This is a genomic window from Glaciimonas sp. OK215 (assembly GCF_057787885.1).
Genome location: NZ_JBYMEG010000004.1, coordinates 45,023 through 69,234 on the forward strand (window position 1 = coordinate 45,023; position 24,212 = coordinate 69,234).

Here is a 24,212-nt window from a genome sequence, read left to right on the forward strand (position 1 = left end):
CTTAAAGTGGTTTCTTTGCCCAACTACCATACACGCCATAGGCGTAAGTGGGTGGTTTCAACACGTCTTCGACGATCACGGCGTTGAGTGCGGTTTCGTATGCAATGCAGCGCGCGTGCTCGCCGCTGCCGACGATGCCCATGAACCATGCCGTCACGATTTTGCGCGGCAATGCGGCCAGCGGCGAGTGCTCGGCGTCTAGCACCTTCTGCAATTGAAGCGGGTCGATTTTTCGTTCGTTGATCAGCGCGAGCAGCGCCCGTGCGGCCGCAGGAAAGCCGGGATCGTCGGCAGTAAGGGCGTCATACAGGCGCTTTGCCTGCACCGCATCGAGGGCTTGACGGCCGGCGAGGATCGCGGAAACCGCCAAAAATGCGCCACGTTCAACGTTGGCCACCGGTTGCGCCAGCGCCCAGGGGATCAGGGAGGCGCTATAAGCGGACAGCAAACCGACCAGCAATTTCCGCCGTGTGAGATTGGATGGACCGTGATTTTCAACGACTTTGCCAGGATGATTCATAGAAAGTGCCTGTCTCAGAAGAGTGTCAAAAGGAATGGCGCACGCCGGCCATCAGGACGGTCTGATTACGGCCGGAAGATGGCGACCCGGTTTGCGAATCTCCGACCACTGCCACCGCATTGAACTGATTGCCAGTCCCCGCCGCGCCAAGCGTCTTCCCCTTGGCCATCTGATAGGCCTCCAGCAGGTAAAACGCGGTTCGCTTGGAGAACGAATAGGTTTGTTCCAACGACAGTTGATGGTATTTCGCCGGATCGGTAATGCCATTGGCGGCATTTTCCCGGGTGTAGCTATAGCCGGCGCTGACGAATACCGCAGGCGTGAGCTGGTAAGTCGACAGCAGTCCGACGGTATTGAAGCTTGCGGTATCTCTAAACAATGAACCATTGTTCGGGCGATACGCCACATTTGTCGCATTTACGCCGAGCGCCAGTTTGCCGACCGTATAGCGCGCCGCTGCGGCAATGTATTGCACCGAATCGGCAGAGGCATACCCGTTGTTGATCGGCGACGTGCTGAAGCTGGCCGAGGCAGTCGGATTCCAGACGCCTGGCGTCGGTCCATTTTTCAGCTTCTGATAGCCCAGCGCAAAATTCCAGGCGTTGTAGTCGTATTTAAACGCGGCGCTCAGCGTGCTGCCAATTGAGGGTCGGCCAGCTACCTCTCCCAAACCAACCAACGCACTGATTTGTGCCCCCGACCAGATCGGCGACGTATAGGTTAACGAATTGCTGCTCCGAATCGTGGTATCGAGCCCGTCGATGTCACCCGGATGCGCGCCGGTGGCGCCAGTCAGGACACTGGCGGGACCGACCGGTCCGACAAAAAGATAATACGGTGTATATTGCCGCCCAGCGGTCAGGGTGCCGTAGCGGGTATTGGACAGACCGACATATGCCTGTCGGTTGAACAAAACGCCAGGGGAACTCAGAGCGCCAGTGTTGGTGTCGAATCCGTTTTCCAGGAGGAATAGTGCTTGCGTTCCGCCGCCCAAGTCTTCCGTACCCTTGAAACCCAGTTTACTGGCAGCAAGGTTGCCGGTACGCAGGTAGGTATTCGACGCTCCCTTTTGATTGCTGGTATACACCAGGGCGGTGTCCACCGTCCCATAGAGCGTGACACTGCTTTGCGCTGCGGCATCGCACCAGGCACCTGCGCACACTGTCGTCACTCCCGCAAGCGCCAGGATATTTCTCATCGTCATTTCCGTCTCCGTATTAATGGACATTTTTAAGGAACTACAACCGCTTTCATGCTGCTGTCGATCGGTAAATTCCGTGGCCCATTCGGCACATACCCTCTGTGATCGACGGCAAAAACATGGCACCTCGGCGCATGTTGTATGGTCGGGCGCGGAAACCACCATCTGCGTGGCGACTCTCAATCGGATACTGGACGCTGGAAATCCGTTCGCAGCGCGCAAAAAATTCCATAACGCATGGATGTAAGACCACATTCCATTTAATTCTTCTTATGCATGCGCCAACGCCCTACTGAACGCAATGGCGAACTATGACGTGAACGCGAAACGCCTTAGCGCGCGCGCGAACGATATGGCAGACGTCGCCGAACTGGTATCGATCACGCAAAAGTCGACCAACCTAAGCACTCAGCATGCCTAACACCTCGCCCATGATCATGGCAGGTATAGAGGATTCGGCACGATGTAGGCCATCACTTTGTGGTTAAGCACGCTTGGTGGTGCGGTTCGGTTTAAGTCGAATGAGGAAATTTCCATTGGGCCATCAAAATTCCAGGCAAATGATTTGTCGCCCACAACGAACCTGACCGTTTCACCACCGATGACGTTCACGTACTTGGTGTCCGGAGTAATGACGATTGTTCGGGTGGCTGCTGATACTGGTATCGGATCGCCCAGAAGATCAATCCTGGGTAGCGATCCGGCAAAGGTGAAAGCGCTGGCGGTCAACATGGTAACGACAGCGATCAATTGTTTGGGGTTCATTTTTATTCTCCAAAAAGTGTGGTTGATGACTCCGGACTCAGCGCTCCAGCATGTTGCTGCCCATCGGGTCCGGCCTCGGAGAAGTAGCACTCGTTTATAAGTGCTACTCCATAAAATACAGTTTAGTTGTTGTCCGCATCACGATAAAGGTCAAAAATCGCAACATATTATTTCTACAATGGAAATAATAAATGGATCAAAATATAGATTATCTGCAATGGATGCAATTTTTGAAGGTCGTAGAGCAGGCGGCGACTGCCGATCCTGTTAACTGCCTCCGGGCGAGCGTATTTTGCGTACTGCGGCGAGGAGGAGCGCGAACAGATTCTGCAACTGCTTCGCGCCAGCAACGATGAACAAGGGCGCCTCGCGGCGGACAGCCGTTTCATCGCGAATCTGGTGCGAAGGGTTCGTGCCGACGGATTCGGATCCAACGCTGGAGAATGGGACACCGAAAAAAAATTCGGGGCAATTGCAATGCCGATCATCTACGAAAACCGGGTACTGGGGAGTCTGAATGTGGTGTACCTGACACGTGCATTGCACCTCGACGAGGCGGTGCTGCGTTATGCAGGTCCGCTACATGCGGCGGTGGAAAAAATTAGCGAGGCCTTGCGCGAAAAGCAGCCGGTGGACTGAATAACCCACACCTTTCCGAATTAGATTATTTCAGGTTTTGTAGCATTAACGGTGAAAATACAAACGCGGACGAGCATATGAGTTTTGAGGCCCTTAAGAATCCACATAAGTTCGTGTACTTCTCGTAGGACATAAACACCCAATTAATGTCACTTTGAAAACGGGCATCCTGTGACACATGGACGTTGCTGCCAGTCATACTTTCCTCACAAAGGTGCTTTCGATCAACGCAATTCATGGGACGCGAGTTGATCGTAGGGCCTCAATCCTGAGGTAGCATCTTGCCCGCCTCCTATCCTGAGTTGGCTTCTGAGTTGGCTACACATGGGGCACTGTCAACCATGATGCTCCACGGCCGGCAAAACTGGCCGCCAGAAACTCAATGAGTGCACGCACTTTGGCCGAGACATGTTTGCGCGTGGGATAGACCGCATAGATACCCAACTCGATTGACCGAAACTCCGGCATCAACTCAACCAAGGTGCCGTCTGACAAATCCTTTCCGACCAGGAAAGTAGGCTGCAGGATCACGCCCTGATGTGACAATGCTGCGGCCCGGCACGTATCACCATTATTGGTATGGATGCACGGGTTGGTCTTGACGCTCACGGGGCCCTCTGGTCCGTTAAACCGCCATTCGTCTTTGGTTGCCCAATAGCTATAGGAAATAACCGAGTGCTGCACCAAATCAGCCGGATGCGTGGGCGTTCCGTGTTGCTCCAGATAGGTCGGTGATGCGCAGAGCACCATGCGGGTGGTCGCCAGTCGCTTGCTCACCAAAGTTGAGCTTTCCAACGTGGCAATGCGGATGGCGACGTCGTAGCCTTCCTCCACCAAATCGACCAGGCGATCTGCCAGTGTCACGTCCAGTGTTACTTTTGGATGTTGGGCTTTGAACGCGCCCCATAGTGGGGCCAGATGAAGAATGCCAAAGGTAAATGGTGCATTGATGCGCAATAAGCCACTTGCGGCGTCCCTGCGCGAAGTGATTTCATCCTCGGCCTCTTGCAGTTCTGCCAGCAGCTCCTTGCTGCGGGCATAAAAAACTTGCCCTTCATCGGTCAAAGATAGCCGCCGCGTTGTGCGGTGCAGTAGCCGCACTCCCAAGCGGGTTTCCATGTCGACCACATACCGCGATACCGCGGCCTTGGACATATCCAAAGCGTCTGCCGCCTTGACGAAGCTGCCTGCATCGACCACCGCATTGAAAGTCTGCATTTCAAGGAATCGGTCCATTGTCCCTCCTGGTGAAACAATAAATCTGAATTTTCGGTATTTATCTTCTCTCAAAGAATCAATACAGTCTATCCCATGCACCGCAAAACATTCCGTTGCGCCGATGCAGTATTTGCAAACAGACAAGTTCAACCAACAAAAAGGAAACGTCATGAAAGTAACAGTCATTGGCGCCGGCAACATGGGCTCAGCCTTCGTCAAACAACTCACCCGCGCTGGCCACCAGGTCACCGTAACCGCCCGCAATCTGGAAAAAGCACAGACTGTGGCTGCTTCCAATCCAGGCGCTATTGCCGTTGTTGCAGCCAACGCGGCGGCAGCTGCCGACGTGGTCGTGCTGGCAACCAGCTACGACGATGCCGTTGGTGCATTGAAGAGCGTGGGCGACTTGTCAGGCAAGGTCGTCATCGATATCACCAACCCACTGACTGCCGATTATATGGGATTGACCCTGGGTCACAGCACCTCTGCATCCGAAGAAATCGCCAAGGCCATTCCGGGCGCTGAAGTTGTCAAGGCATTCAACACGGTGTTTGCACAGGTGCTGTCGGACGGCGCTGATTTTGGCAACGGCCAGACCGTCTCGGTGTTTATTGCCAGTGACAGCGAGCGTGGCAGGCAGACTGCCAAGGCGCTGGCCGAGAGTATGGGTTTTGCCACAATGGATGCCGGTGGCCTGAAGAATGCCCGCTACCTGGAACCGGTGGCCGGCTTCAACATTTATCTGGGCTACGGCGCGGGTCTGGGCACTTCCATTGCGCCCACCTGGATCAAACGCGCTTAAAAAGACGGAATTTCTGCAAGAGCCAAGCCCTGCGGAGATCCCGCCAAATCAATCATTTAGTTCATTTCATTTTTTGGGAAATCATCATGTCAAAGTCTGTTCAAAATAGCCTCACCCTGGCTTCTCGCCTGCTGTTCGTCGCGTTCTTCCTTCCCGCAGGTATCGGCAAGCTGACCGGCTTCGCCGGAACCGTAGGCTACATCTCTTCTGTGGGCCTGCCACTTCCCACCCTCGGTGCAGCGTTGGCGCTGACCGTTGAAATTTTGGGTAGCCTGGCGCTACTGGCAGGATTCGGCACACGCTTTGCGGCCTTGGTCCTGGCGGCGTTCACGCTGGTGGCGAGCTTCTTCTTCCACGCCTATTGGGGAGCGCCTGCTGACCAGGCATTCGTCACACAACTGCTGTTCTTCAAGAACATCGCAGTGGTCGCCGGCTTGCTGGCGCTGGCTGCCAATGGTGCGGGTGAATGGAGTGTTGATGCGCGCAACGACCGCTGATTGAATCGGAAACAACATGACATCCACTACTCAAGCGCCGGTATTTTTTATCTCGCATGGCGCCCCCACCTTTGCCATGGAGCCCGGAGTGCTTGGCCCCCGCCTGCACGAACTGGGCGAGCAGCTCCCTGCACTTAAAGCAGTGTTGGTGGTATCGCCACACTGGCAAACACATGGCGTGAAGGTGATGAGCAGCGAACAGCCCGGGACGGTGCATGACTTCGGCGGCTTCCCGTCCAGCCTGTATGCATTGCAGTATCCTGCCTCGGGTCAGCCGGAACTAGCCAAAGAGGCAGCCAAGTTGCTGACCGCAGCGGGCTTTACGACGGAACTCGATGCGCAGCACGGACGCGATCACGGTGCCTGGGTTCCATTGATGTACCTACTGCCCAAAGCGAATGTTCCGGTGTTTCAGGTATCCATGCCCCACAACTTGAGCAGTCTGCAGGCTGTGAAGCTGGGACAGGCCATGGCGCCACTGCGTGAGCTAGGCGTGCTTATCGTCGCTTCCGGCAGCATGACGCACAACCTTTTTGAGTTCCGCCAATCGGGCAGTGCACCAGCGGCATATGTCAGGGAATTCTCCGCCTGGGTACACAATGCGGTGCTTGCCAACGCGACAAGTCAGATCATCCGATACCGCACCGAAGCACCGCATGCCGAGAGGGCGCACCCAACGGAAGAGCATTTCCTTCCTTTGCTGGTAGCGCTGGGCGCGCAGAGCGATTCCGATACCGTACAAGCCATTGATGGTGGTATCACCCACGGCGTACTATCCATGGATTCGTATGTCTGGGGCATGCCACAGCCCGCCGCTGTTTCAGTGGCGCCATAGTCTGAACATAGAAGGAAATTACAATATGAGCACAATCCCATCCACTCCAAACCTGCACACGGATGCCGACCTGGGCCTGTCTTATCGGGTGCGGCAACCGGTGCCGCTCAATCCCACCCGGTGTGTGGTCCTTCTGCATGGCGTCGGTGGCAATGAGACGAACTTGATCGACTTTGCCGCGGGCATAGACCCACAAACCCTGGTGATCTTCCCGCGCGGTCCATTGCAACTGGGGGCGCAGCAGTTTGCCTGGTTCAGGGTTGCATTCACCCAGGCAGGCCCCAGCATCGTGGCTGAAGAAGCCGAGAGCAGCCGGGAGGCCTTGATCCATTTTGTCCAAAAGGTGCAGGCGCGGTATGGCATCTCGGTGCACAACACGGTCATTGCTGGTTTCAGCCAGGGCGGCATCCTCAGTGCAAGTGTGGCCCTAAGCGCACCCGAACGCGTCGCGGGCTTTGGCATTTTGTCTGGGCGCATCCTGCCCGAGCTCACCCCCCATATTGCCGACAAAGCGCGGCTAGTAAACCTGCGCGCTTTTATCGGCCATGGCGAGTTTGATACCAAGCTGCCAGTGATGTGGGCGCAACGCTCGGACCAATTGTTGGGCGAATTGGGTGTGGCGCATCTCACGCATCTTTACCCCATTGACCATGGCATCAGTTTGGCCATGAAAACCGATTTTTTGGAATGGCTTGATGGTCTATTAAAAGAATCGGGCAACGGAAATTGACATCCGTCAGCGCTACAGCGCCATACGACGCAGAACTTTTGATTTAGAACCAAATGAAACTCGACATTACAACAATTGCTGCCTTGGCTGAACAGTTGGAAGACTGCCAGCTCCAAGCCAAGGACACTACCATGATTACCGCCGAGTATCCCGGGATGGATTGGGACGACGCCTATGCCATCCAGGACGCAATCCGTCTACGTAAAGTCGCGCGCGGCAGTCGCATCATTGGCTCCAAGGCCGGCCTCACCTCGCATGCCAAAATGAAACAAATGGGCGTGACCTCGCCCGTGTTTGGTTTCTTGACCGATGACTATGCCTTGACGGACGGTGGCGAGTGCCGTGTGAGCGCATTGATTCATCCCAAAGTTGAGCCCGAGATCGCATTTGTGACGAAAAGCGAATTGCGCGGTCCGGATTGCCAAATCGATGATGTGCTGGCCGCCACCGACTTTGTGATGTTGGGCATTGAAGTGATTGACAGTCGCTACCGTGATTTCAAGTTTGATCTAAAAAGCGTGGTGGCAGACAACACCTCAGCAGCTCGCTTCGTGGTGGGCGGCCAGTCAATGCCGGTGTCGGGCGTGGATTTGCGCACGGTGGGTATCGTGTTGGAGATAAACGGACAGGTTGTTGCGTCTGGCGACGGTTCAGCCGTGCTGGGACACCCCGCTGCTGCAATAGCCATGCTGGCAAACCACCTGAACGCGCGTGGGGAGAGCATTCCGGCGGGTAGTCTTATTCTCTCGGGTGGCATCACTGAAGCCGTGTCGGTCCAGGCAGGCGATTTTGTGACACTACGCGGACAAGGGATGGGCGAGACCAGTATGCGATTTGTATAAAGAAGGAATCTATGCCATGCGCACAAATCTACACACTTGACGGGCGCACCGAAGAGCGTAAACGCAACGTGATTGAAACCCACGCTATTGATCACGGTATTTTCATGGGTGTTGGCGCCGACGTCAAATGGACCGTGCGAAACGAAGTCGTGCGGTGACTACAGTTGGCATCCGTCGCAGTGTGCCAAAAATATCTTTTGCAGCAGTTTGACCAGATGAGCACGTTCGCTGTTAAACAGCAGAACAGGCTGCTTAAGATGTTTCACCGGTGAATTAACGCCAACCGCGACCACACGCCGTGACAAATGCAATGGCAATAATGCCAAACAATCGAGGCCATGCTCTTTGGCCGCAACGGCTCCGCTCGCTGATGGCGAAAACGAAGGATATAGCCAACCGAGGTAATACAAATCGCAGGCTGCATCCATGGCCTTCGCCACGATGGATCAATGGATGAGATAACCGGATTTATTGATGAGTGTCATATCGACCAGCGTGCTGCCGTGTTTGCGGTCTGCGCTGTAATTCACTTCGAAATCGCCAATGTCGAACCTGCCGAGCGAATTGAGGCTGGCAAGGAGAGACGCGCGGGTCAGGTTGGAACCCGCCCTCTTGATGCCTTCGTAAAGAATGCGCGCACCTAGATAGCCTTCCAGCGTCAGATGGGACACCTTCTCCGTCGGCGCGTACTTCTTCATGTCGGCCAGATATTGTCGTACGCTGCGGTTTCCGGCGTCGGTCGGCAACGGCAAGGCCTGCGAAATGATGACACCATTGGCGTTCTGGACACCCGACATCCGGATGATATCGTCCGCGCTGCTGCTCGACATCAAGTAAATCGTCACGCGCTGGCCGACCTTCTCACGCATGGCATCGATAACGGCCGGTCCGATGCTACCGGGGCCGAATACGACGCACATGTCGGGTGAACCGGCGAGTGCCTTGCCGACCGCCTTGAGCACGTTTTGTTTCATTTGCCCGGCCTCGGGCACCGGAGCGATGGCGATACTGTCGAGTAGTTGCCTGCCGTCTTCCCCCATGCCAATCGTCAGCTCTTTGGCAAGGTCAGCGGCGAGCGGCGTCTCAAGGTGCAGAAAAACCGCCCGTTTGCGAAGGATAGTGCGCGAGTGCTTGACGATCTGCCGCAGCTCGTCGATGTAGCTGGCGCGCACCGGGAACACATTGGGCGCCCCCAGCAACACCGGCAAACCGCTGATCGGCCCGACCAGGGCCATGTCGTTGGCGGTCAGCGTGCCGCTCTTGATCAGCTCCGCGAGGTTGGCGGTACCGACAGTCGCGAACAGTGCCAACGATTTCGATCCGCTGATCGTCTCTTTTACCAGACTGACGGTTTGCGGAGGACTGAAGTGGTCGTCACGGACATCCAGCACGACCTTGCGTCCGTTAATACCGCCATTGGCGTTGATCCTGGCGAAGAAAGCCTCAAATCCGACGGCCGCACCCTTGGCATTTTCTCGTGAGACAGGATGGGTCGCAGACGCGACCTGCGTAATAACAATGTCATCCGCGCCCGCCGCGGCACTGGCGGAGAGGCTGAACAACGCGATAAAGAATGCTCTTGAAAACATGACGCTCCTCTTGTCTTGATAGATCACGGCTCGCTGGCACTGCCGCGATACAGCATTGAAACGATATTGAAATTCAGCCAGATAACGTTACCCATATTTTTCAAAATCGAAAGCATGATAAATCCCACTCAGAGCTGTTTTGAGATTACCCGGCAAGGTATTGACCCAACGGCATTCTGGCTGGAAGAAGAGTTTTTACCGGTCATGCTGAAAAGCTCGCAGGAATTGACGGTGCTGAGGCCTTGATCGCTTGCATGCCGCCGGGAGAGATATCTTTTGATTCGTCCCTCCGGACCCACATATCCGGAGAGACAGGCACAGACCAGAGCGCCCAGACCTTGTGCTTGCTTAGAACGTGTGGCGAATGCCGGTCATGACACCGGCCTGATTCAAGCCGGCACCCACGGTACCGCCGGCATCCAGTGCGACCGCTGCCGAACCGGCATTCCGGATATAACCAAGCGAGGTATACAACGCCGTGCGTTTCGACAGGTTGTATGTCACGCGCGCGACTCCCAAGGTAGAGACCTTGTTGGTATCCTTGACGTTCAGGCGTGAAACCTGTGCATCCAGCACCCAACTATCGGCAAACGGATAGCTGGCGCCGAGGTAATACAAATCGGAATGGGTATCGGCAGCTGTTTTTATCTTCCGATCAACCAGGCCGGCGCCGATCTTGGTCTGACCCAGCATGAAATACCCATTCAGCGAAATACGCTGATCGCTGAAGCTGCTGCTGGTCAAGCCGGCAGCGGCGCCCGGACCGCCGTAAAGAATATCGTAGGCAGTTGCCATGCCGAACGAGGTGCTGTCGTACGCCAGCAGGCCGGTTACCTGACGACAGGCTTTCGCATTGCCCGCGACTTCGCCGGCGCAACCGGTCGCAGCCGGACCGCCGGCAGACGAGGCATCGCGCCCGAAACTATAGGTTGCGCCCAGCGTGAAATTCGAGAATGTGCCAAGGTACCCGATCGCATTATCGCTGCGGGCATTCGGCAGATACGAATCAAGACTGCTGATGGAAAAGATATTCGGCCCCATCACATCTGCCTTGAGCGCAGCGACGTAAGTCATATTCACTTGGCGCCCCAGCATGATGGTGCCGTAAGCATTTTTCAGGCCGACATACGACTGGCGTCCAAACAGGCGGTTGCCTTGCCCCATGCCCCCGGTATCGGTCGTGAAGCCGCTTTCCAAAACGAACAAGGCCTGCAAACCGCCGCCCAGGTCCTCCGTGCCTTTGAATCCGATGCGGGAAGGCAATGAACCGGTCAGCGACGGCATTCTCACTACCGAATCGCCGGCCGCGTTGACATGGGTGACATATTCAACGCCGGTATCGATGATCCCATACATCGTCACCTGCGACTGCGCCAACACTCCGGTAGAACAAAGCACTGCCGAAACCGCCACTGCACCACATACTATTTTTTTCATCATCCTGTCTCCTGATTGTTTTAAAACGACTTTTGTATGTCCTGTTTTTTTTACGGCATTCAGTGTTTTAAGTGCAGCCTCCTTATTGATGTTTTCTCGATGTATGCCGAGAGGTGTAAAGAATTAACCCGCATTTCGTCTTCATTGTTCTTTGTTCTTCGTCGAACTCTGTGCTGCGATCAACGTGGCGTAGACCCAGATGACCTGGTCGAACGCTTACCTTCTTTTCGCCGATAGTTCGATTTGTTCAACAACGTCCTGAAAGGTTATGACGATTGGTATTGATTTACAGGTCGCGTTGACGCAGGAAACCCAACGCACAACATAGCCATGAAAATTCAAAACAACGCGACAGATAACGGGCACACAGATCATTCACTATCAGGTTGGCATTGAGGATGAGCGCGCTGAAACTCAGGCAATTCTTGACACGCGGCGTCAATGGCCGTCAGGGTTGGATACGGACTTAAATCGATGGCAAAGCGTCGTGCATTAAACAGCTGCGGGACCAGACAGCAATCCGCAATGGTTGGCACATCGCCGAAGCAAAATCTTCCGCGTTTTGTGGAATGTGCCAGCTCGGCTTCCAAGGCCGAGAGGCCAATTTCTGTCCAGTGCTTTATCCACATGCTTTTGGATTCTTCCGATAGGCCCAAAGTCCCGGTGAGAAATTTGAGTACGCGCAGATTATTGATCGGATGAATCTCACAAGCTATCGCCAAAGCCAACTGACGCACATAGGCCCGATCTTCGATAGCTTGTGGCAGCAATGGCGGCTCGGGATACTTTTCTTCAAGATATTCGAGAATGGCGAGGGACTGACTGACATGCAGACCCTGATCCCTGAGAACGGGGACCAATCCTTGTGGGTTCAATGTTTTGAACTCAGCTTGAAACTGTTCACCGCCGTTGCGGTTGAGATGTACTGCCGCATACTCAAAGGGCAACCCTTTCAGATTCAGCGCGATACGCACACGGTATGACGATGAGCTGCGGAAGTAATTGTGCAAGACCCGCTCGTCGTTCTTGTTTTCGTCCATCTTAGACTCCGAGATATTGATGAATAATGTTCGTCTCTGCCCGCAAAGCGCTGGAGCTTCCGTTCCAGACCACTTTCCCTTTTTCCATCACATAGTGACGGTCAGCGAATTTCAGTAAGGCTCCAACGTTCTTGTCGATGACAATCTGCGCTAATCCTTCGCCCTTCAGGGCGCTCAACACATCCCAGATTTCGGTACGAATCAGCGGCGCCAAACCCTCTGTCGCCTCATCCAGCACCAACAACTGCGGATTAGTCATGAGTGCGCGACCGATCGCCAACATTTGCTGTTCTCCGCCGGACAGCTGCCAGCCTTGGTTGCCGCGCCTTTCCTTAAGACGTGGAAAGAAGCCGTAGACGCGATCCAGAGTCCACTCTTGAAGACGATCTTTCGCATGTCGAGGGGCACGTGCGGTAGCAATCAGATTTTCCTCGACCGAAAGAGTGGGAAATATCTGGCGACCCTCGGGTACCAGGCCCAGGCCCAGTCTGGCAATGCTATGCGAAGGGAAATTGTGAATAGATTTGCCCGAGAAGGCGATGGAACCCGCTTTGACAGGAAGCAAGCCAAACAGGCATTTAATGGTCGTGGAGCGCCCCATGCCGTTACGACCGAGAAGCGTAACCACCTCCCCGGCCTTGACCTCAAAAGACACGCCAAAAAGCGCTTGCGCATGCCCATAGGATGCTTGCAGATCGTCAACCGTAAGTAATGTGCTCATGAATATCTCCTTGAACCTTATATTTCTTCTTCACCGAGATACACGGCTCTCACCTCGGGGTGATTTCTGATCTCTTCGGGCGTTCCAGTGAACATCACCTTGCCGTAAACAAGGACAGTAATCCGGTCTGCCAGCGCAAACACGGCATCCATGTCGTGCTCGATCAGCAAAATTGCGTAGCGCCCCTTCAAGCTCTTCAGCAAAGACACCACGGCGCCGGATTCCTGCACGCTCATGCCGGCCATCGGCTCGTCGAGCAGAAGAAATTTTGGCTGTGCGGCCAATGCCATCGCCAATTCAAGCTGTCGCCGCTCGCCATAGGCAAGGTCCTCTGCCGGTACATGTGCCCGATGCGCCAGACCCGCTGCCCGCAGGGCGTCATCCGCAGCGCGCACCAGTTGTTTACGCTGCAACATAGGCTGCCAGAAACGGAACGCGTGTTCCTTCGCGCCCATCGCAGAAAGCACTGCGTTTTCCTGTACCGTGAATTCCTCAAAGATGGAGGTGATCTGATAGGAACGTAACAAGCCCAACTGTACGCGGCGATGAATAGGCAATGCTGTCACGTCTATGTCGGAAAATAGTACCTTGCCGCCATTCGATGGAAGTTCACCGGACAGCTGATTGATGAGGGTCGTTTTGCCGGCCCCGTTTGGGCCGATAATCGCGTGGAGTTCACCTGGCCGGATATCCAGCGAAACATTATCCGTGACCAGAATGCCGCCGTAACGTTTGACCAATGACTCGGTGCGTAGCAGGCTTGTCGTCATCATTGCTCTCCTGCACTGTGTGTGTGCGTGCGTGGAACTGCTTACCAAGTGTTTGCCCGCGTCATTGTGCGAGCCCTTCCGACCATCCAGCATTTCAAGAAGGCCCACAATTCCTGCCTTGCCTAGCAGCGCCACCAGGACAATGATCGGGCCGAAAATCACCATCCAGTGCTCGGTAAACATTTTCAGGATCTCTTCCAGTCCGAGAAACGCCAACGCACCCAGCAACGGTCCGAAGACAGCGCCTATTCCGCCCAGAACAACCATGACAATCAAGTCTCCGGAAACGGTCCATGACATGCTGCTTGGCGATGCAAAAGCGTTTAGATTCGCAAACAGCAAACCAGCTACGCCGCATAAAACAGCTGAAAGCACATAAGCGGACAGCTGGTATCGCTTGCTGGGCAGGCCAACCGCATTGATTCGACGCGCATTTTGTTTGGCGCCGCGCAGCACCATGCCAAAAGGCGCAACGCGCATGCGCGCCATCCACCATGTCGCAAGGCAAAGCGTGATGAATGCGGTCGCATACAATGTGTTCGCACTGCCAAGATCTGCACCAAAGAACTTGCTGGTCAGAGAGATGGTAGTGCCATCGTCGCCGCCGTATTGCTTGAGGCTCACAAACACGAAGTAACCCATCTGCGCGAACGCCAGCGTAATCATGATGAACGCAATGCCGGAAGTCCGCAGACTGACTGCCCCGGTAACCAGGCCTACCAAGGCGCAAACGGTGATGCACAGCAGCAGATGTATCCAGCCGCTATCGATGCCATAAAAAGCTGGGATCGCTACGCTATAGGCACCCAAGCCGAAAAATAAGGCATGCCCCAGGCTGACCAGACCGCCATAACCTATGGCGAGATTAAGCGCAGTGGCGGCAATCGCATAGATAATGATGCGGGCAAAGAAGCTGACGTAGAATGGCTGGCCCATGAAATAGGCCACAAACGGAACGGCCGCGAGACCCGCCAGCAAAACCAGAGGTACCAGAACGCTTAACCTGGACGAAGATATTGGACGTGGCATTAGTTTCTCCATGGCGTGAACAGACCTTGCGGCCGAATGGCAAGTACGATCGCCATCAGTACATAGACGAGCATCGATGCCAGCGCCGGACCGGCTGCATTGGCGATTTCCCGGCTCATCATTTCCCGCAGCAGCATAGGCAGAAACGCACGTCCTAAGGTATCCGCTATTCCGACAATAAGCGCCGCGTAAAACGCGCCGCTCACAGAGCCGATTCCTCCGATCACAATGACCACCAGCGCCGTTATCAGAACAGGCTCACCCATACCCGACTGAATGGATAGGATAGGACTGGCCATTACTCCCGCCAGACCGGCCAATCCGGCTCCCAGGCTAAACAGCAGTGCATTAAGAAGCTTGATGTTGATGCCCAGGGCGCCGATCATCTTCGGATTGCTTGCTCCCGCCCGTATCAGCATTCCCAGCCGCGTTCGATGCATCAGAAGATATGAGCCAACCGCAACCAATAAACCGACAACGATGATCGCAAACCGATAGGCGGGATAGCTGATTCCAAACAGGTTTACAGTGCTGTCCAGGAAAGTCGGCACGGGAAGAAAATAAGGCTGGGGTCCCCAGACAATCCGAACAAGCTCATTGAAGAACAGCACCATGCCAAACGTCGCCAGCACATGGTCCAGGTGATCCCGGCTGTACAAGCGGGATACGGCAAGCTTCTCAAGGACGAATCCCAATGCAACACAACCACCGACAGCGGCCAGGACCGCGAAGGTGAAGGACGTGGTTAGACCATAGGCCGTTGCAGCAAAATATGCACCCATCATATACAGCGAGCCGTGCGCCAGATTCACAAAACGCATGATGCCAAATACCAAGGTGAGGCCCGCCGCAAGCAAGAATAAAAGGACGCCGTATTGCAATCCGTTTAATAGCTGTGGAAGAACAAGATTCAACGCCATGATCTATCCCTCACTTTAATTGGCACTTGGTGTAGTAGGCATCCTTATGCTCAGGAAGCGGCGTGCCAAGCAGCTTTACAGCGGGCTTGCCAGACTCCTTCACCACCTGAAAGACGTAATAATTTTGAATAGGAAAATTGTTGTTATTAAAGCGGAACGGACCGCGCACAGAGCGGAACTCTTGTCCAGATGCCTTGACTGCCGCAGCAAACGCCTTCTTGTCCGACGTCCTGCCGGCTACTTTTCGAATCGCGACATCAAGAAGCTGTGCAGCGTCGAAAGCCGTTGCAGCGTACTCACTCGGCGTGTGCTTGTACCTTGCCTCGAATGCAGCGACAAATTTCCTGTTTTCCGGATTGTCCAGTGTGGCATCCCACATCGCTCCCGAGATAGTGCCCACAGCTGCATCACGCAAGGCCGGCATGGTCGTACCGTCTACGGTAAACACCGAATAATTTGGGAATTTTCCAAGCAGCCCGGCCTGACTGAGTTGCTTGATAAAGTTGACGCCCATGCCGCCGGGGTAGAAAGCAAACACGGCGTCAGGTTTGCCTGCTTGCAGCTGCGCGATTTCTGCTGAATAGTCGCTCTGCCCGACTTGCGTATACACCTCATCGACAATCCGGCCTTTGTAGAAGTGCTTGAATCCAGCCAGCATGTCTTTGCCTGCCTGATAGTTGGGCGCCATCAGGTACACGCCTTTGTGGCCTTTATCCTGTATATATTTCCCCGTCGCTTCGGCCGCCCCATCGTTCTGCCAGGCCACAGAAAAGACATTGGGCGCACAAGATGCGCCGGCAACAGGTGACGGACCCGCATTGGTCGCAATGGCCACAGTGCCCGATTCAACGATGGGCTTCAGGCTCGCCATCAGAACGTTAGAGAAACCAAGGCCGACAATCGCGTCGACTTTGTCCTTGTCCAAAAACTTCCGGGTGATCTGGATGCCGATTTCCGGCTTGAGTTGATCGTCTTCCTTGACGATAGTGACCGTTTGCCCGCCGAGCTTATTGCCCAGCTGTTCAACTGCGAGCATGAAACCGTCAATCTGGTCCTGTCCCACCGACGCTTGGCTTCCAGAGAGCGGCGCAGACAGACCAATTTTTACCTGTGCCGAAACTAAAGAGGCGGCGCTCAACATAATCCCTGCAATGAAAGCCGGCGCAAATTTCTGGGAATTCATCCTTGTCTCCTATTCTATTAATATAATTTTTCAGCAATTTGAAACTAGTTCGTGAAGATAGAACCTAGTGTAGTGTTGCATTCTGTTTGCCGCTTAATCGGCTGTTTGCGCGAATCACTTTTTGTAGGATGTCGCGGGCCGTTGCGGTCCAGATGAATGGCTTCGGATTGGCGTTGTGATGAGCGACGTATTGCTCAATCGCTGCGGTCAATTCCGGCACACTGGTGAACACCCCGCGTCGGAGGCGATTCTCCGAAATATCTCGGAAGAACCGCTCCACCATGTTCAACCATGATGCCGATGTCGGCGTGAAATGCATGTTGAAGCGCGGATGTTTTTCGAGCCATGATTGCACGTTGGGATGCTTGTGCGTGGCGTAGTTGTCGCAGATAAGGTGCAGCGTCTTTCCCTTCGGTGTCTCACGGTCGATCTTGCGAAGGAAGCGTAGCCATTCCTCGTGACGATGGCGTTGCTGACATTGGGCGATGACTTGACCATCGAGTACGTTCAGCGCGGCGAACAGGGTGGTCGTGCCATTGCGTTTATAGTCGTGCGTCATGGTCGCTGCGCGCCCCTTCTTCAGCGGCAAGCCCGGCTGCGTGCGATCAAGTGCCTGCACTTGGCTTTTCTCGTCGCAGCACAACACGATCGCATGCTCGGGAGGCGACAAATACAGCCCCACTACATCTTCGAGCTTTTCGACAAATTTTGGATCGCGCGAAACTTTGAAGCCGCGCACAAGGTGCGGCTTTAAACCCTTGGCTCGCCAATGCCGAGATACGCTGGCGGCACTGACACCAAGTTCGGCTGCCATCTTGCGAGTGCTCCAATGCGTCGCAGTTTCGGGTGTGGTCTCTGTCGTCAGCGTAACCAAGCGGGCAACATCGACCTTCACCGGCGGTGCCCCGCGCGGCAGATCTCGCTCAATGCCCGACAGGCGAAATTGCGCGTAGCGTTCGCGCCAGCGCCTGACCTGCCCACGGTCCACGCCAAGTTCCACAGCAATGTCCTTGTTTTGCACGCCCTCGGCCGCCAGCAGCACAATGCGCGCGCGCAGCGCCAGCCTCACACTGGTGAGACCGGAGCGAATCAACGCCGCAAGTTCCGCATGCTCTTCGGTAGTCAACACAAGCTCGGTCGCAATTCGCACTGGCACTCTCCTATCAGATACGAAAGAATAGCCTTTTAAGTGCGTAATTTCAATACGAAGCATCAAGAATGAAACACTACACTAGATCGACAAAGACCCTCCCGCCTTCTATCTTTACGGGATAGCTACGAATATCTTCGCTTACCGGTTCGCACAAGGCCTTGCCATTACGGACATCGAACTTGCCTTGATGCAGAGGGCACTCAATCTCGCAGCCATCAAGAAAACCATCGCTAAGGCGAGCCTGCCCATGCGTACAGATATTGTCTGTAGCGAACACCTCGCCGCTAACGCTATACAGCGCCAGTTCTTTTCCATTTACATCGATACCGACTACATCGTCGTCCGCGACTGTTTCCCGCGCGGTCACGTCTATCCATTTTTGCGTCATTGCGCACCTCAGATCGGGTAAATAAGAGAGTTGGGAATCATCTCGGTGTCATAGATGCACAACCGGGATTCGAACTTCAATCCCTGGGGCGTAATCCGCACCCGGTCCAGATAGCGCCCAACGTTGAAAACGGTCGAGTCCTGACTGAGCTTGGTCCGGAACACCGCGTAGTTCGCTTCCGAGACGATCAGGTCGCCGTCGTGTTTGAGGATCAGGGGCACGCCTACCACATGACGCTGGTAATACGGATCATGGAACAGCGTTTCGCGGATGCCATAAACGCGGTCCTTCAACATGCCGCGGCTGAGGAGCGACAGCGTCGCCAGTGGAAAGCCGCGCTCGTAATTCTCCCGCGGTTGCACCTTGTATTCGCACTCTTCCGTAAACAAGTCGACCCACTTGTCCCATTCGGCGGTGTCCACCACCGATGCGTAGTCCGCATACAGGCGCATCAAATCGACATAGGTTTGAAAATCAGTCATCATCAAATCTCCATTACCTTGCGCCAGTAGTTGTACATGCCGCGAATCAGCGTCTCCGTCACCATGTGATCGGTGTTGCCACAGTCATATCCGCCCAGCTCCGCCAGGGTGCGATGAAACGGCTTTTGCTCAAAGCCGCACTGCGAGAACTCAATGACCTCGCCGTCGTCAGCCGAAACGAATCCGGCCGGGCCGAACAAATTCGCCTGAATAAGACGGCGCTCGGTCATCTCAGGCGTGTCGTCCTCGAATCCGAAGTGTGTCCATACAAAATCGAACGAACCCTTTCCATTCGGCTGAATATGCCGCGTCGACACGCTGTTGACCTGCTGCTGGAAGATCACGCTGGGGAAGATGGTCAGCATGACGGCGGTTGGCCCACCCCACCATGGCTCGACCACGATGTCCAGTAGCCGCTTGTCATTGATTGACATGCCTTCCTTGAAACTCGTGACGCCAGCCGTCACTTCCTCCTTCGCGCCCGCGGCGCCGCGGGTCGACACCATGGCGGCATGGCGGAACTCGCTATCCATTTTCAGCTCGGACTTATTGTCGGCGCGCCACAAGCCATAAGTGACGAACCAGGTATGCAGAAGGCCGGGATGATAGGGATCCTTGATGTTCTCCTGCATCAGCTTCCAGTTGCCCGGAATACGCTGGCGGTTGTAGCCCAGAATACGCAGTTTGCGTCCGCTAAACAGGCGGTCGAAATAAGCAAGCATGTCCGGCCCCAGGTAGCCTTCGAGGCTTTGCACATCGTGGTCGAAAGATGCGAACACGACGCCGCCTCTGGTGGCGACCTTGAGTTTGTTCAAGCTGTGTTCGTCCGTCCTGAATTCTTTCGGCATGCCGCCATTGATCTTGCCATCCTGTTTCACGCCACGGCGAAACGGGACGCCCTGGAGATCGCCCTTCAGGGTGTAATTCCACTGATGGTAGGGACACACCAGTTCTTTCTTGTTGCCATGGCGCTCGCGGCAGAATTGCATACCGCGATGCGCGCACACGTTCTCCACAACGTGAATGCTACCGTCCTGGGCGCGCGTCATGATCACGGAGCGCTCGCCCACGACAGTCCTTTTGAAGTCGCCGTGATGCGGGATTTCCGCCTCCAGACCAACGTAGCACCAGTGGCCGTGATAAAAGAAGCGCTCGAGCTCCTTCTTGTATATCGACTCGTCGGTATAAGCCCAAAACGGAATCCGGCTTGATCCTTCTGCCTCCCAGACCGGATTTTTCTGGAACACGACAGGAATATCACCCATCTCTATCTCCTTGTTATCGGTGTATATGTGGCATTGCCATCATTGCGCCACGCGCACGACAATCTGGCCCAGCCCAGTAATCGCGCCGCGCATGACGTCGCCCGGATTGACCGCGTTGACGCCTGCCGGCGTGCCCGTCATGATGATGTCGCCCGGTTCCAGCACTTCATACTCCGACAGGTAGGATATGGCCTCAGCCACTGACCAGATCAGCTGGTCGATATCGGACGATTGCCGCGGCGCATCGTTGACTGTCAGCGAAATCGCTGCCGAGGCGGGATGACCGATGTCGGCCGCGCGATGCAGCGGACCGATGGGCGCGGACTGCGCGAACGACTTGCCGAACTCCCACGGACGCCCCTTATCGCGCGCGTCAAGTTGCAGGTCGCGGCGCGTCATATCGAGGCCAACCGCGTACCCGTACACATGCTGCAAGGCCTGCCCGATTGGGATGTTCGCACCGCCTGTGCCGATCGCGACGACCAGTTCGATTTCATGATGAAAATTGTTTGTCTTCGGCGGGTACGCGATGGTGATGCCTGCTTCATCCGCGGCGACGGCCGCGCAAGCCGGCTTCATGAAGAAGAACGGTGCTTCACGCTCCGGATCCTTGCCCATTTCACGCGCGTGCGCCGCGTAATTGCGGCCGACGCAGAAAATCCGGTTGACCGGGAACGCTGCGCTTTGACCTGCCACGCTCAGTGTGTAGATAGGTGCCGGGGTAACTGCATATTCCATGATGACTCTCCAAATAATTGGTTAAATTTTCTCTTCGCGCCACAAGCCGAGGACCTGTTGAATGGGACGATCTGAATAGCTGAACAAAATAGTGTCGTGCTTCGCTCGCAGGCGCAGCGTCTGCCAGGGCGGCACGACGAAAACATCGTTTTGGATAAAGTCGATTGTCTGACCGCCGATCTCAGCGCTTCCCTCACCTTCGAGGCAGACATATACCGTGCCATCGGTACAGCGGTAAGGTCTGGTTTCGAAGCCTGCCTCCAACCGTTGGGCAAACGCGCCTATGGTCGGCATCGGCGAAGCACCGGTCGCGGGATTCACAAAGCGCAACTTGTAGCCGAGGTGTGGATCGACAGCTCCCTTGGAGATGCCGAGCAATGACTCGCGTGTCTTGGCGAACGGATAAATGAATACCTTGGTGGGCTCCGATGAAGTTTGATGAAAATCCACCGGCAGCATGTTGTTGCCGTAGCGCGCCAGCGCATCACCTTCGTCGCGGGATGTTGCCTGGGAGGCGCTGGCACCATGCTCGGCAAAACCGGCATCAAAAAAGCGCACCGTCGGAATGTCCAAACCGTCAAGCCAGACTACGGGCTGATCGCCCAGGTTCCCATGATCGTGCCAGGTCCATGCGGGCGTGATGATGAAATCGCCGCGGTGCATCGTGGTGCGCTCTCCGTCCACAGCGGTGTAGGCGCCTTCACCGTCCAGAACCAGGCGCAATGCCGATTGCGTGTGCCGGTGTGCGGGGGCGACTTCGCCAGGCAGAATCAACTGCAGGCCGGCATACAGCGATTGCGTCACCGATGATTGACCGCGCAGGCCCGGGTTTTCCAGTACCAGTACCCGGCGTTCGGCTTCGGCAGCCGTTATCAGCCGCCCCGCCTCCATGACAAAGTCGCGCACATCCGCATAGCGCCAGATAGCAGGCGTAACGGGCGTTACAGGGGCTTTAGGAACCAGTGCGCCAAGCACTTCCCACAATGGCGTCAGATTGTAATTATCGATGCGCTTGTAGTATTGCTTGCGCTCGTCGAGCACATCGTTGGATACGGCTTGTGCATGCATGTGTTTCGCTCCTTGATTTAAATGGCACTAGCGTAAAAAGCATCTGCGTAGACGTGCTCTGTCAATACGCCTTTTTGTTTGACCAACAGGGCCGCAGCCTCGACCATCGGAGGAGCACCGCATAGATAGACGCGCCACCCGGCGAGCGTCTGCCAATCCTGAGCGACGGCGTCTGTTACCAACCCATTGCGTGTGGCGGGGCTCTCATTACCCGTAGCGACGACAATGTGAACGTGGAGATTGCTGTGGGCGGCAGCCAAATCGTGCAGCCAGCGCGTACCGTAAATGTCTTGTGGAGAACGTACGCCAAAGTAGACATGGATCTGATTCGTCATGCCCGCAGCTAACGCACCGCGGACAATCGAGAGTACCGGCGCCAAGCCGGTGCCGCCCGCGACACAGAGCATCGGACCTTCATGTTTTTTACGCAGATAGGCAGTACCCAATGGCCCGCTCACGCGGATTGCATCTCCCACTTTCAGGCTCTGTGCGATGTAGCCGGTGACGCGACCGTCGGGCACCAGACGGACGTGAAACTCCAGTTCCTCGCCGTCGCTGAGGCAAGCCATGGAATAAGGGCGAATATGCTCGGGCGTGAACTGCAAGGTTGCATACTGGCCCGGTGAAAACGCCAGCGGCTTGGCCGGGCGCAAGCGCAGACGTTTGATGTCATGCGTCATTTCCTCAATCGCGCTTACCGTGGCTTTGATAATGCGTGCGGGATGAGTGACGATTTCGTCCGGCTCAGGAATTTCTATGGTGCAGCTTTCCGTCAACACGCTCATGCATGCCAGCACATAGCGGCCATCGTTCGGATTCGTGATCTTGGCTTCCCTCCCCGACTCGAGAACATTGCCATCGACCACCTTGCAACGGCAAGTACCGCAACGACCAGCCATGCAACTGTAAGACAACGGCACATTGAGCTGACGCAGTGTTTCCAACAGGTTTGAACCTGGTTCCACTACAAAGGTGCGGTCTAGCGGTTGCACAACGAGTTCCATGGTCTGCCTTGCCCTGCTCGGGGAATTGATGAGGTATGGCAGCAGTATAAAAAATCGAATACTATTAATATATAGAATCTTGTGAATTCACATAATCACTGAAATGAATATTGGTACGCCATGGATCTTAAAGATATCGATCTGAATCTGCTGATCGTGTTCAACCAGCTCCTGCTGGAAAAGCGCGTGTCGGCGGTGGGAGAGACGCTGGGACTGTCTCAACCGGCGGTCAGCAATGCATTGAAGCGACTGCGGCGATTGCTGGGAGATGATCTGTTCCTGCGCACTTCGCGAGGAATGGAGCCGACGCCCTTTGCGACGCAACTGGCGGAACCGATCGCCTACGCGTTGAGCACGATCCTCAATACCCTCAACCAGCGCGCGACATTCGATCCCGCCATCAGTACGCGCAAGTTCACCATCGGGATGACCGACATCGGCGAGATTTACTTCTTGCCGAAGCTGATGGATATCGTCGCGCGCATCGCGCCTGGGGTGTCGATCAGTACGGTCCGCAACACCGGGATCAATTTGCGGGACGAAATGGAGGCGGGACATGTCGACCTGGCGATTGGATTATTACCCCAGCTGAAAGCGGGATATTTTCAACAGCGCTTGTTCAAGCAACGCTACGTATGCATGTTCCGCCAGGGCCATGCGCTGGACAAAAAAGAAGTGTCAGTGGAAGAATTCGCGCAAGCGGATCATGTCGTGGTGATTTCGCCCGGGACGGGGCACGACAAGGTCGACGAATCCATCGCACGCAAAGGCATACGCAGAAATGTGCGGCTTACTGTCCCCCATTTTGTCGCAGTTGGACATATCCTCTCGACCACCGACATGGTGGCGACCGTACCGGAGCGCTATGCGCGGGAATGCCTGGCGCCGTTTGGACTGAAGTATGTGCGCCATCCGGTGGCGCTACCTGAAATCGGCATCAATGTTTTCTGGCATGCCAAATATCATAAGGAGCCAGGCAACCAGTGGCTGCGCGGCGTCATTTTTGATACATTTTCCGATTGATGACTATTGAAAGTGTCACGCCTTCCCATCCATGAATGCCTACGTTGGCTCGCCATATTGCAATTTTAAACTTGAAGGACGCAGAGCGTTGTGGATGACACAGATTTAACAGTGACGTGGCAGTGGCCTAACGCAGAATGCGTTTTCTCGGCAGCCCAGCTTTCGCATTCGGCCTCGAAGTGCCGCTGATACTGGCAGCGGAAGAAACAAAAGACAAGCCCTCGGGGATCGGCCAGTCGCTTGTCAAGGCGATTGCTTCGATCTTATACGCCAGCAACCCGCTGCCCTTCGACGTGCACAGCATACGAGAACGCTAGTCAGGTCAATAACGCCGGCTGGTTTTTCATACGCTG

General features: G+C 55.2%; 29 protein-coding genes. 10 read left to right on the forward strand and 19 right to left on the reverse strand.

Annotated elements, in window-relative coordinates; genetic code table 11:
- Nucleotide 1: 1 nt before the first annotated feature.
- From AC3CHX_RS30715 to AC3CHX_RS30725, 3 genes are all read right to left on the reverse strand, one after another.
- Nucleotides 2-520 (reverse strand): sorbitol dehydrogenase family protein, encoded by a 519-nt coding sequence (locus tag AC3CHX_RS30715; RefSeq protein WP_488645298.1) that lies wholly within the window; start codon nucleotides 518-520, stop codon nucleotides 2-4.
- A 25-nt stretch (nucleotides 521-545) separates the two neighbouring features.
- The gene (locus tag AC3CHX_RS30720) at nucleotides 546-1,724 is read right to left on the reverse strand and encodes a porin (RefSeq protein WP_488645299.1); all 1,179 of its coding nucleotides are present in this window, start codon (nucleotides 1,722-1,724) and stop codon (nucleotides 546-548) included.
- A 432-nt stretch (nucleotides 1,725-2,156) separates the two neighbouring features.
- Nucleotides 2,157-2,486: a CzcE family metal-binding protein gene (locus tag AC3CHX_RS30725; protein WP_488645300.1), complete on the reverse strand. Its 330-nt coding sequence runs from the start codon at nucleotides 2,484-2,486 to the stop codon at nucleotides 2,157-2,159.
- Nucleotides 2,487-2,747: 261 nt separating this feature from the next.
- Between AC3CHX_RS30725 and AC3CHX_RS30730 the strand changes: the two genes are divergently transcribed.
- Nucleotides 2,748-3,125 (forward strand): IclR family transcriptional regulator domain-containing protein, encoded by a 378-nt coding sequence (locus AC3CHX_RS30730; protein WP_488645407.1) that lies wholly within the window; start codon nucleotides 2,748-2,750, stop codon nucleotides 3,123-3,125.
- Nucleotides 3,126-3,443: 318 nt separating this feature from the next.
- Here AC3CHX_RS30730 and AC3CHX_RS30735 read toward each other — a convergent pair whose 3' ends face one another.
- Entirely contained in the window at nucleotides 3,444-4,361 is a 918-nt protein-coding gene (locus AC3CHX_RS30735; RefSeq protein ID WP_488645408.1) for a LysR family transcriptional regulator, read from the reverse strand.
- A 151-nt stretch (nucleotides 4,362-4,512) separates the two neighbouring features.
- On the opposite strand from AC3CHX_RS30735, the gene AC3CHX_RS30740 reads away from it, so the two are divergent.
- The 6 genes from AC3CHX_RS30740 to AC3CHX_RS30765 all read left to right on the forward strand — a co-directional run bounded on the left by AC3CHX_RS30740 (nucleotide 4,513) and on the right by AC3CHX_RS30765 (nucleotide 8,207).
- Nucleotides 4,513-5,145, forward strand: coding sequence for an NADPH-dependent F420 reductase (locus AC3CHX_RS30740; protein WP_488645301.1), 633 nt, complete (start codon nucleotides 4,513-4,515; stop codon nucleotides 5,143-5,145).
- Nucleotides 5,146-5,231: 86 nt separating this feature from the next.
- The gene (locus AC3CHX_RS30745; protein WP_488645302.1) at nucleotides 5,232-5,642 is read left to right on the forward strand and encodes a DoxX family protein; all 411 of its coding nucleotides are present in this window, start codon (nucleotides 5,232-5,234) and stop codon (nucleotides 5,640-5,642) included.
- Between the two features lie 16 nt (nucleotides 5,643-5,658).
- Entirely contained in the window at nucleotides 5,659-6,477 is an 819-nt protein-coding gene (locus tag AC3CHX_RS30750) for a DODA-type extradiol aromatic ring-opening family dioxygenase (RefSeq protein WP_488645303.1), read from the forward strand.
- A gap of 25 nt (nucleotides 6,478-6,502) precedes the next feature.
- Entirely contained in the window at nucleotides 6,503-7,207 is a 705-nt protein-coding gene (locus tag AC3CHX_RS30755; protein ID WP_488645304.1) for an alpha/beta hydrolase, read from the forward strand.
- 53 nt (nucleotides 7,208-7,260) lie between these two features.
- Nucleotides 7,261-8,049, forward strand: coding sequence for a 2-oxo-3-hexenedioate decarboxylase (dmpH, locus tag AC3CHX_RS30760; RefSeq protein ID WP_488645305.1), 789 nt, complete (start codon nucleotides 7,261-7,263; stop codon nucleotides 8,047-8,049).
- A gap of 11 nt (nucleotides 8,050-8,060) precedes the next feature.
- On the forward strand, nucleotides 8,061-8,207 hold the full coding sequence (locus AC3CHX_RS30765) for a tautomerase family protein (protein ID WP_488645306.1): 147 nt from the start codon (nucleotides 8,061-8,063) through the stop codon (nucleotides 8,205-8,207).
- Here AC3CHX_RS30765 and AC3CHX_RS30770 read toward each other — a convergent pair whose 3' ends face one another.
- Both AC3CHX_RS30770 and AC3CHX_RS30775 read right to left on the reverse strand, forming a co-directional pair.
- Complete coding sequence (locus AC3CHX_RS30770) at nucleotides 8,208-8,477, reverse strand: hypothetical protein (RefSeq protein WP_488645307.1); 270 nt, start codon at nucleotides 8,475-8,477, stop codon at nucleotides 8,208-8,210.
- An 18-nt stretch (nucleotides 8,478-8,495) separates the two neighbouring features.
- Nucleotides 8,496-9,638: an ABC transporter substrate-binding protein gene (locus tag AC3CHX_RS30775; RefSeq protein ID WP_488645308.1), complete on the reverse strand. Its 1,143-nt coding sequence runs from the start codon at nucleotides 9,636-9,638 to the stop codon at nucleotides 8,496-8,498.
- 114 nt (nucleotides 9,639-9,752) lie between these two features.
- Between AC3CHX_RS30775 and AC3CHX_RS30780 the strand changes: the two genes are divergently transcribed.
- Nucleotides 9,753-9,884, forward strand: a complete 132-nt coding sequence (locus AC3CHX_RS30780; RefSeq protein ID WP_488645309.1) for a hypothetical protein — start codon at nucleotides 9,753-9,755, stop codon at nucleotides 9,882-9,884.
- A gap of 102 nt (nucleotides 9,885-9,986) precedes the next feature.
- On the opposite strand, the gene AC3CHX_RS30785 is transcribed toward AC3CHX_RS30780, so the two are convergent.
- From AC3CHX_RS30785 to AC3CHX_RS30845, 13 genes are all read right to left on the reverse strand, one after another.
- A complete protein-coding gene (locus AC3CHX_RS30785) occupies nucleotides 9,987-11,075 on the reverse strand; it encodes a porin (RefSeq protein WP_488645409.1) in 1,089 nt (362 codons plus the stop codon).
- A 371-nt stretch (nucleotides 11,076-11,446) separates the two neighbouring features.
- Nucleotides 11,447-12,115, reverse strand: coding sequence for a maleylacetoacetate isomerase (maiA, locus tag AC3CHX_RS30790; protein ID WP_488645310.1), 669 nt, complete (start codon nucleotides 12,113-12,115; stop codon nucleotides 11,447-11,449).
- 1 nt (nucleotide 12,116) lies between these two features.
- Nucleotides 12,117-12,836 carry an ABC transporter ATP-binding protein gene (locus tag AC3CHX_RS30795; protein ID WP_488645311.1) on the reverse strand — a complete coding sequence of 240 codons (720 nt, stop codon included), beginning with the start codon at nucleotides 12,834-12,836 and terminating at the stop codon, nucleotides 12,117-12,119.
- A 17-nt stretch (nucleotides 12,837-12,853) separates the two neighbouring features.
- Nucleotides 12,854-14,635 (reverse strand): branched-chain amino acid ABC transporter ATP-binding protein/permease, encoded by a 1,782-nt coding sequence (locus AC3CHX_RS30800; RefSeq protein ID WP_488645312.1) that lies wholly within the window; start codon nucleotides 14,633-14,635, stop codon nucleotides 12,854-12,856.
- Complete coding sequence (locus AC3CHX_RS30805) at nucleotides 14,635-15,555, reverse strand: branched-chain amino acid ABC transporter permease (RefSeq protein WP_488645313.1); 921 nt, start codon at nucleotides 15,553-15,555, stop codon at nucleotides 14,635-14,637. Before AC3CHX_RS30805 ends, AC3CHX_RS30800 begins: the two co-directional genes overlap by 1 nt.
- A 10-nt stretch (nucleotides 15,556-15,565) precedes the next feature.
- Nucleotides 15,566-16,738 carry an ABC transporter substrate-binding protein gene (locus tag AC3CHX_RS30810; protein WP_488645314.1) on the reverse strand — a complete coding sequence of 391 codons (1,173 nt, stop codon included), beginning with the start codon at nucleotides 16,736-16,738 and terminating at the stop codon, nucleotides 15,566-15,568.
- A 64-nt stretch (nucleotides 16,739-16,802) separates the two neighbouring features.
- Nucleotides 16,803-17,888, reverse strand: coding sequence for an IS630 family transposase (locus tag AC3CHX_RS30815; protein ID WP_488629716.1), 1,086 nt, complete (start codon nucleotides 17,886-17,888; stop codon nucleotides 16,803-16,805).
- 76 nt (nucleotides 17,889-17,964) lie between these two features.
- Entirely contained in the window at nucleotides 17,965-18,279 is a 315-nt protein-coding gene (locus AC3CHX_RS30820) for a non-heme iron oxygenase ferredoxin subunit (RefSeq protein ID WP_488645315.1), read from the reverse strand.
- Nucleotides 18,280-18,287: 8 nt separating this feature from the next.
- Nucleotides 18,288-18,761, reverse strand: coding sequence for an aromatic-ring-hydroxylating dioxygenase subunit beta (locus AC3CHX_RS30825; RefSeq protein WP_488645410.1), 474 nt, complete (start codon nucleotides 18,759-18,761; stop codon nucleotides 18,288-18,290).
- Between the two features lie 2 nt (nucleotides 18,762-18,763).
- A complete protein-coding gene (locus tag AC3CHX_RS30830; protein ID WP_488645316.1) occupies nucleotides 18,764-20,026 on the reverse strand; it encodes an aromatic ring-hydroxylating dioxygenase subunit alpha in 1,263 nt (420 codons plus the stop codon).
- A gap of 39 nt (nucleotides 20,027-20,065) precedes the next feature.
- Nucleotides 20,066-20,764, reverse strand: coding sequence for a fumarylacetoacetate hydrolase family protein (locus AC3CHX_RS30835; protein ID WP_488645317.1), 699 nt, complete (start codon nucleotides 20,762-20,764; stop codon nucleotides 20,066-20,068).
- Between the two features lie 21 nt (nucleotides 20,765-20,785).
- On the reverse strand, nucleotides 20,786-21,832 hold the full coding sequence (gene gtdA / locus AC3CHX_RS30840) for a gentisate 1,2-dioxygenase (protein ID WP_488645318.1): 1,047 nt from the start codon (nucleotides 21,830-21,832) through the stop codon (nucleotides 20,786-20,788).
- A 17-nt stretch (nucleotides 21,833-21,849) separates the two neighbouring features.
- On the reverse strand, nucleotides 21,850-22,836 hold the full coding sequence (locus AC3CHX_RS30845) for a 2Fe-2S iron-sulfur cluster-binding protein (RefSeq protein ID WP_488645319.1): 987 nt from the start codon (nucleotides 22,834-22,836) through the stop codon (nucleotides 21,850-21,852).
- 120 nt (nucleotides 22,837-22,956) lie between these two features.
- On the opposite strand from AC3CHX_RS30845, the gene AC3CHX_RS30850 reads away from it, so the two are divergent.
- On the forward strand, nucleotides 22,957-23,859 hold the full coding sequence (locus tag AC3CHX_RS30850) for a LysR family transcriptional regulator (protein ID WP_488645320.1): 903 nt from the start codon (nucleotides 22,957-22,959) through the stop codon (nucleotides 23,857-23,859).
- 137 nt (nucleotides 23,860-23,996) lie between these two features.
- On the forward strand, nucleotides 23,997-24,176 hold the full coding sequence (locus tag AC3CHX_RS30855) for a hypothetical protein (RefSeq protein WP_488645321.1): 180 nt from the start codon (nucleotides 23,997-23,999) through the stop codon (nucleotides 24,174-24,176).
- Nucleotides 24,177-24,212 lie beyond the last annotated feature (36 nt).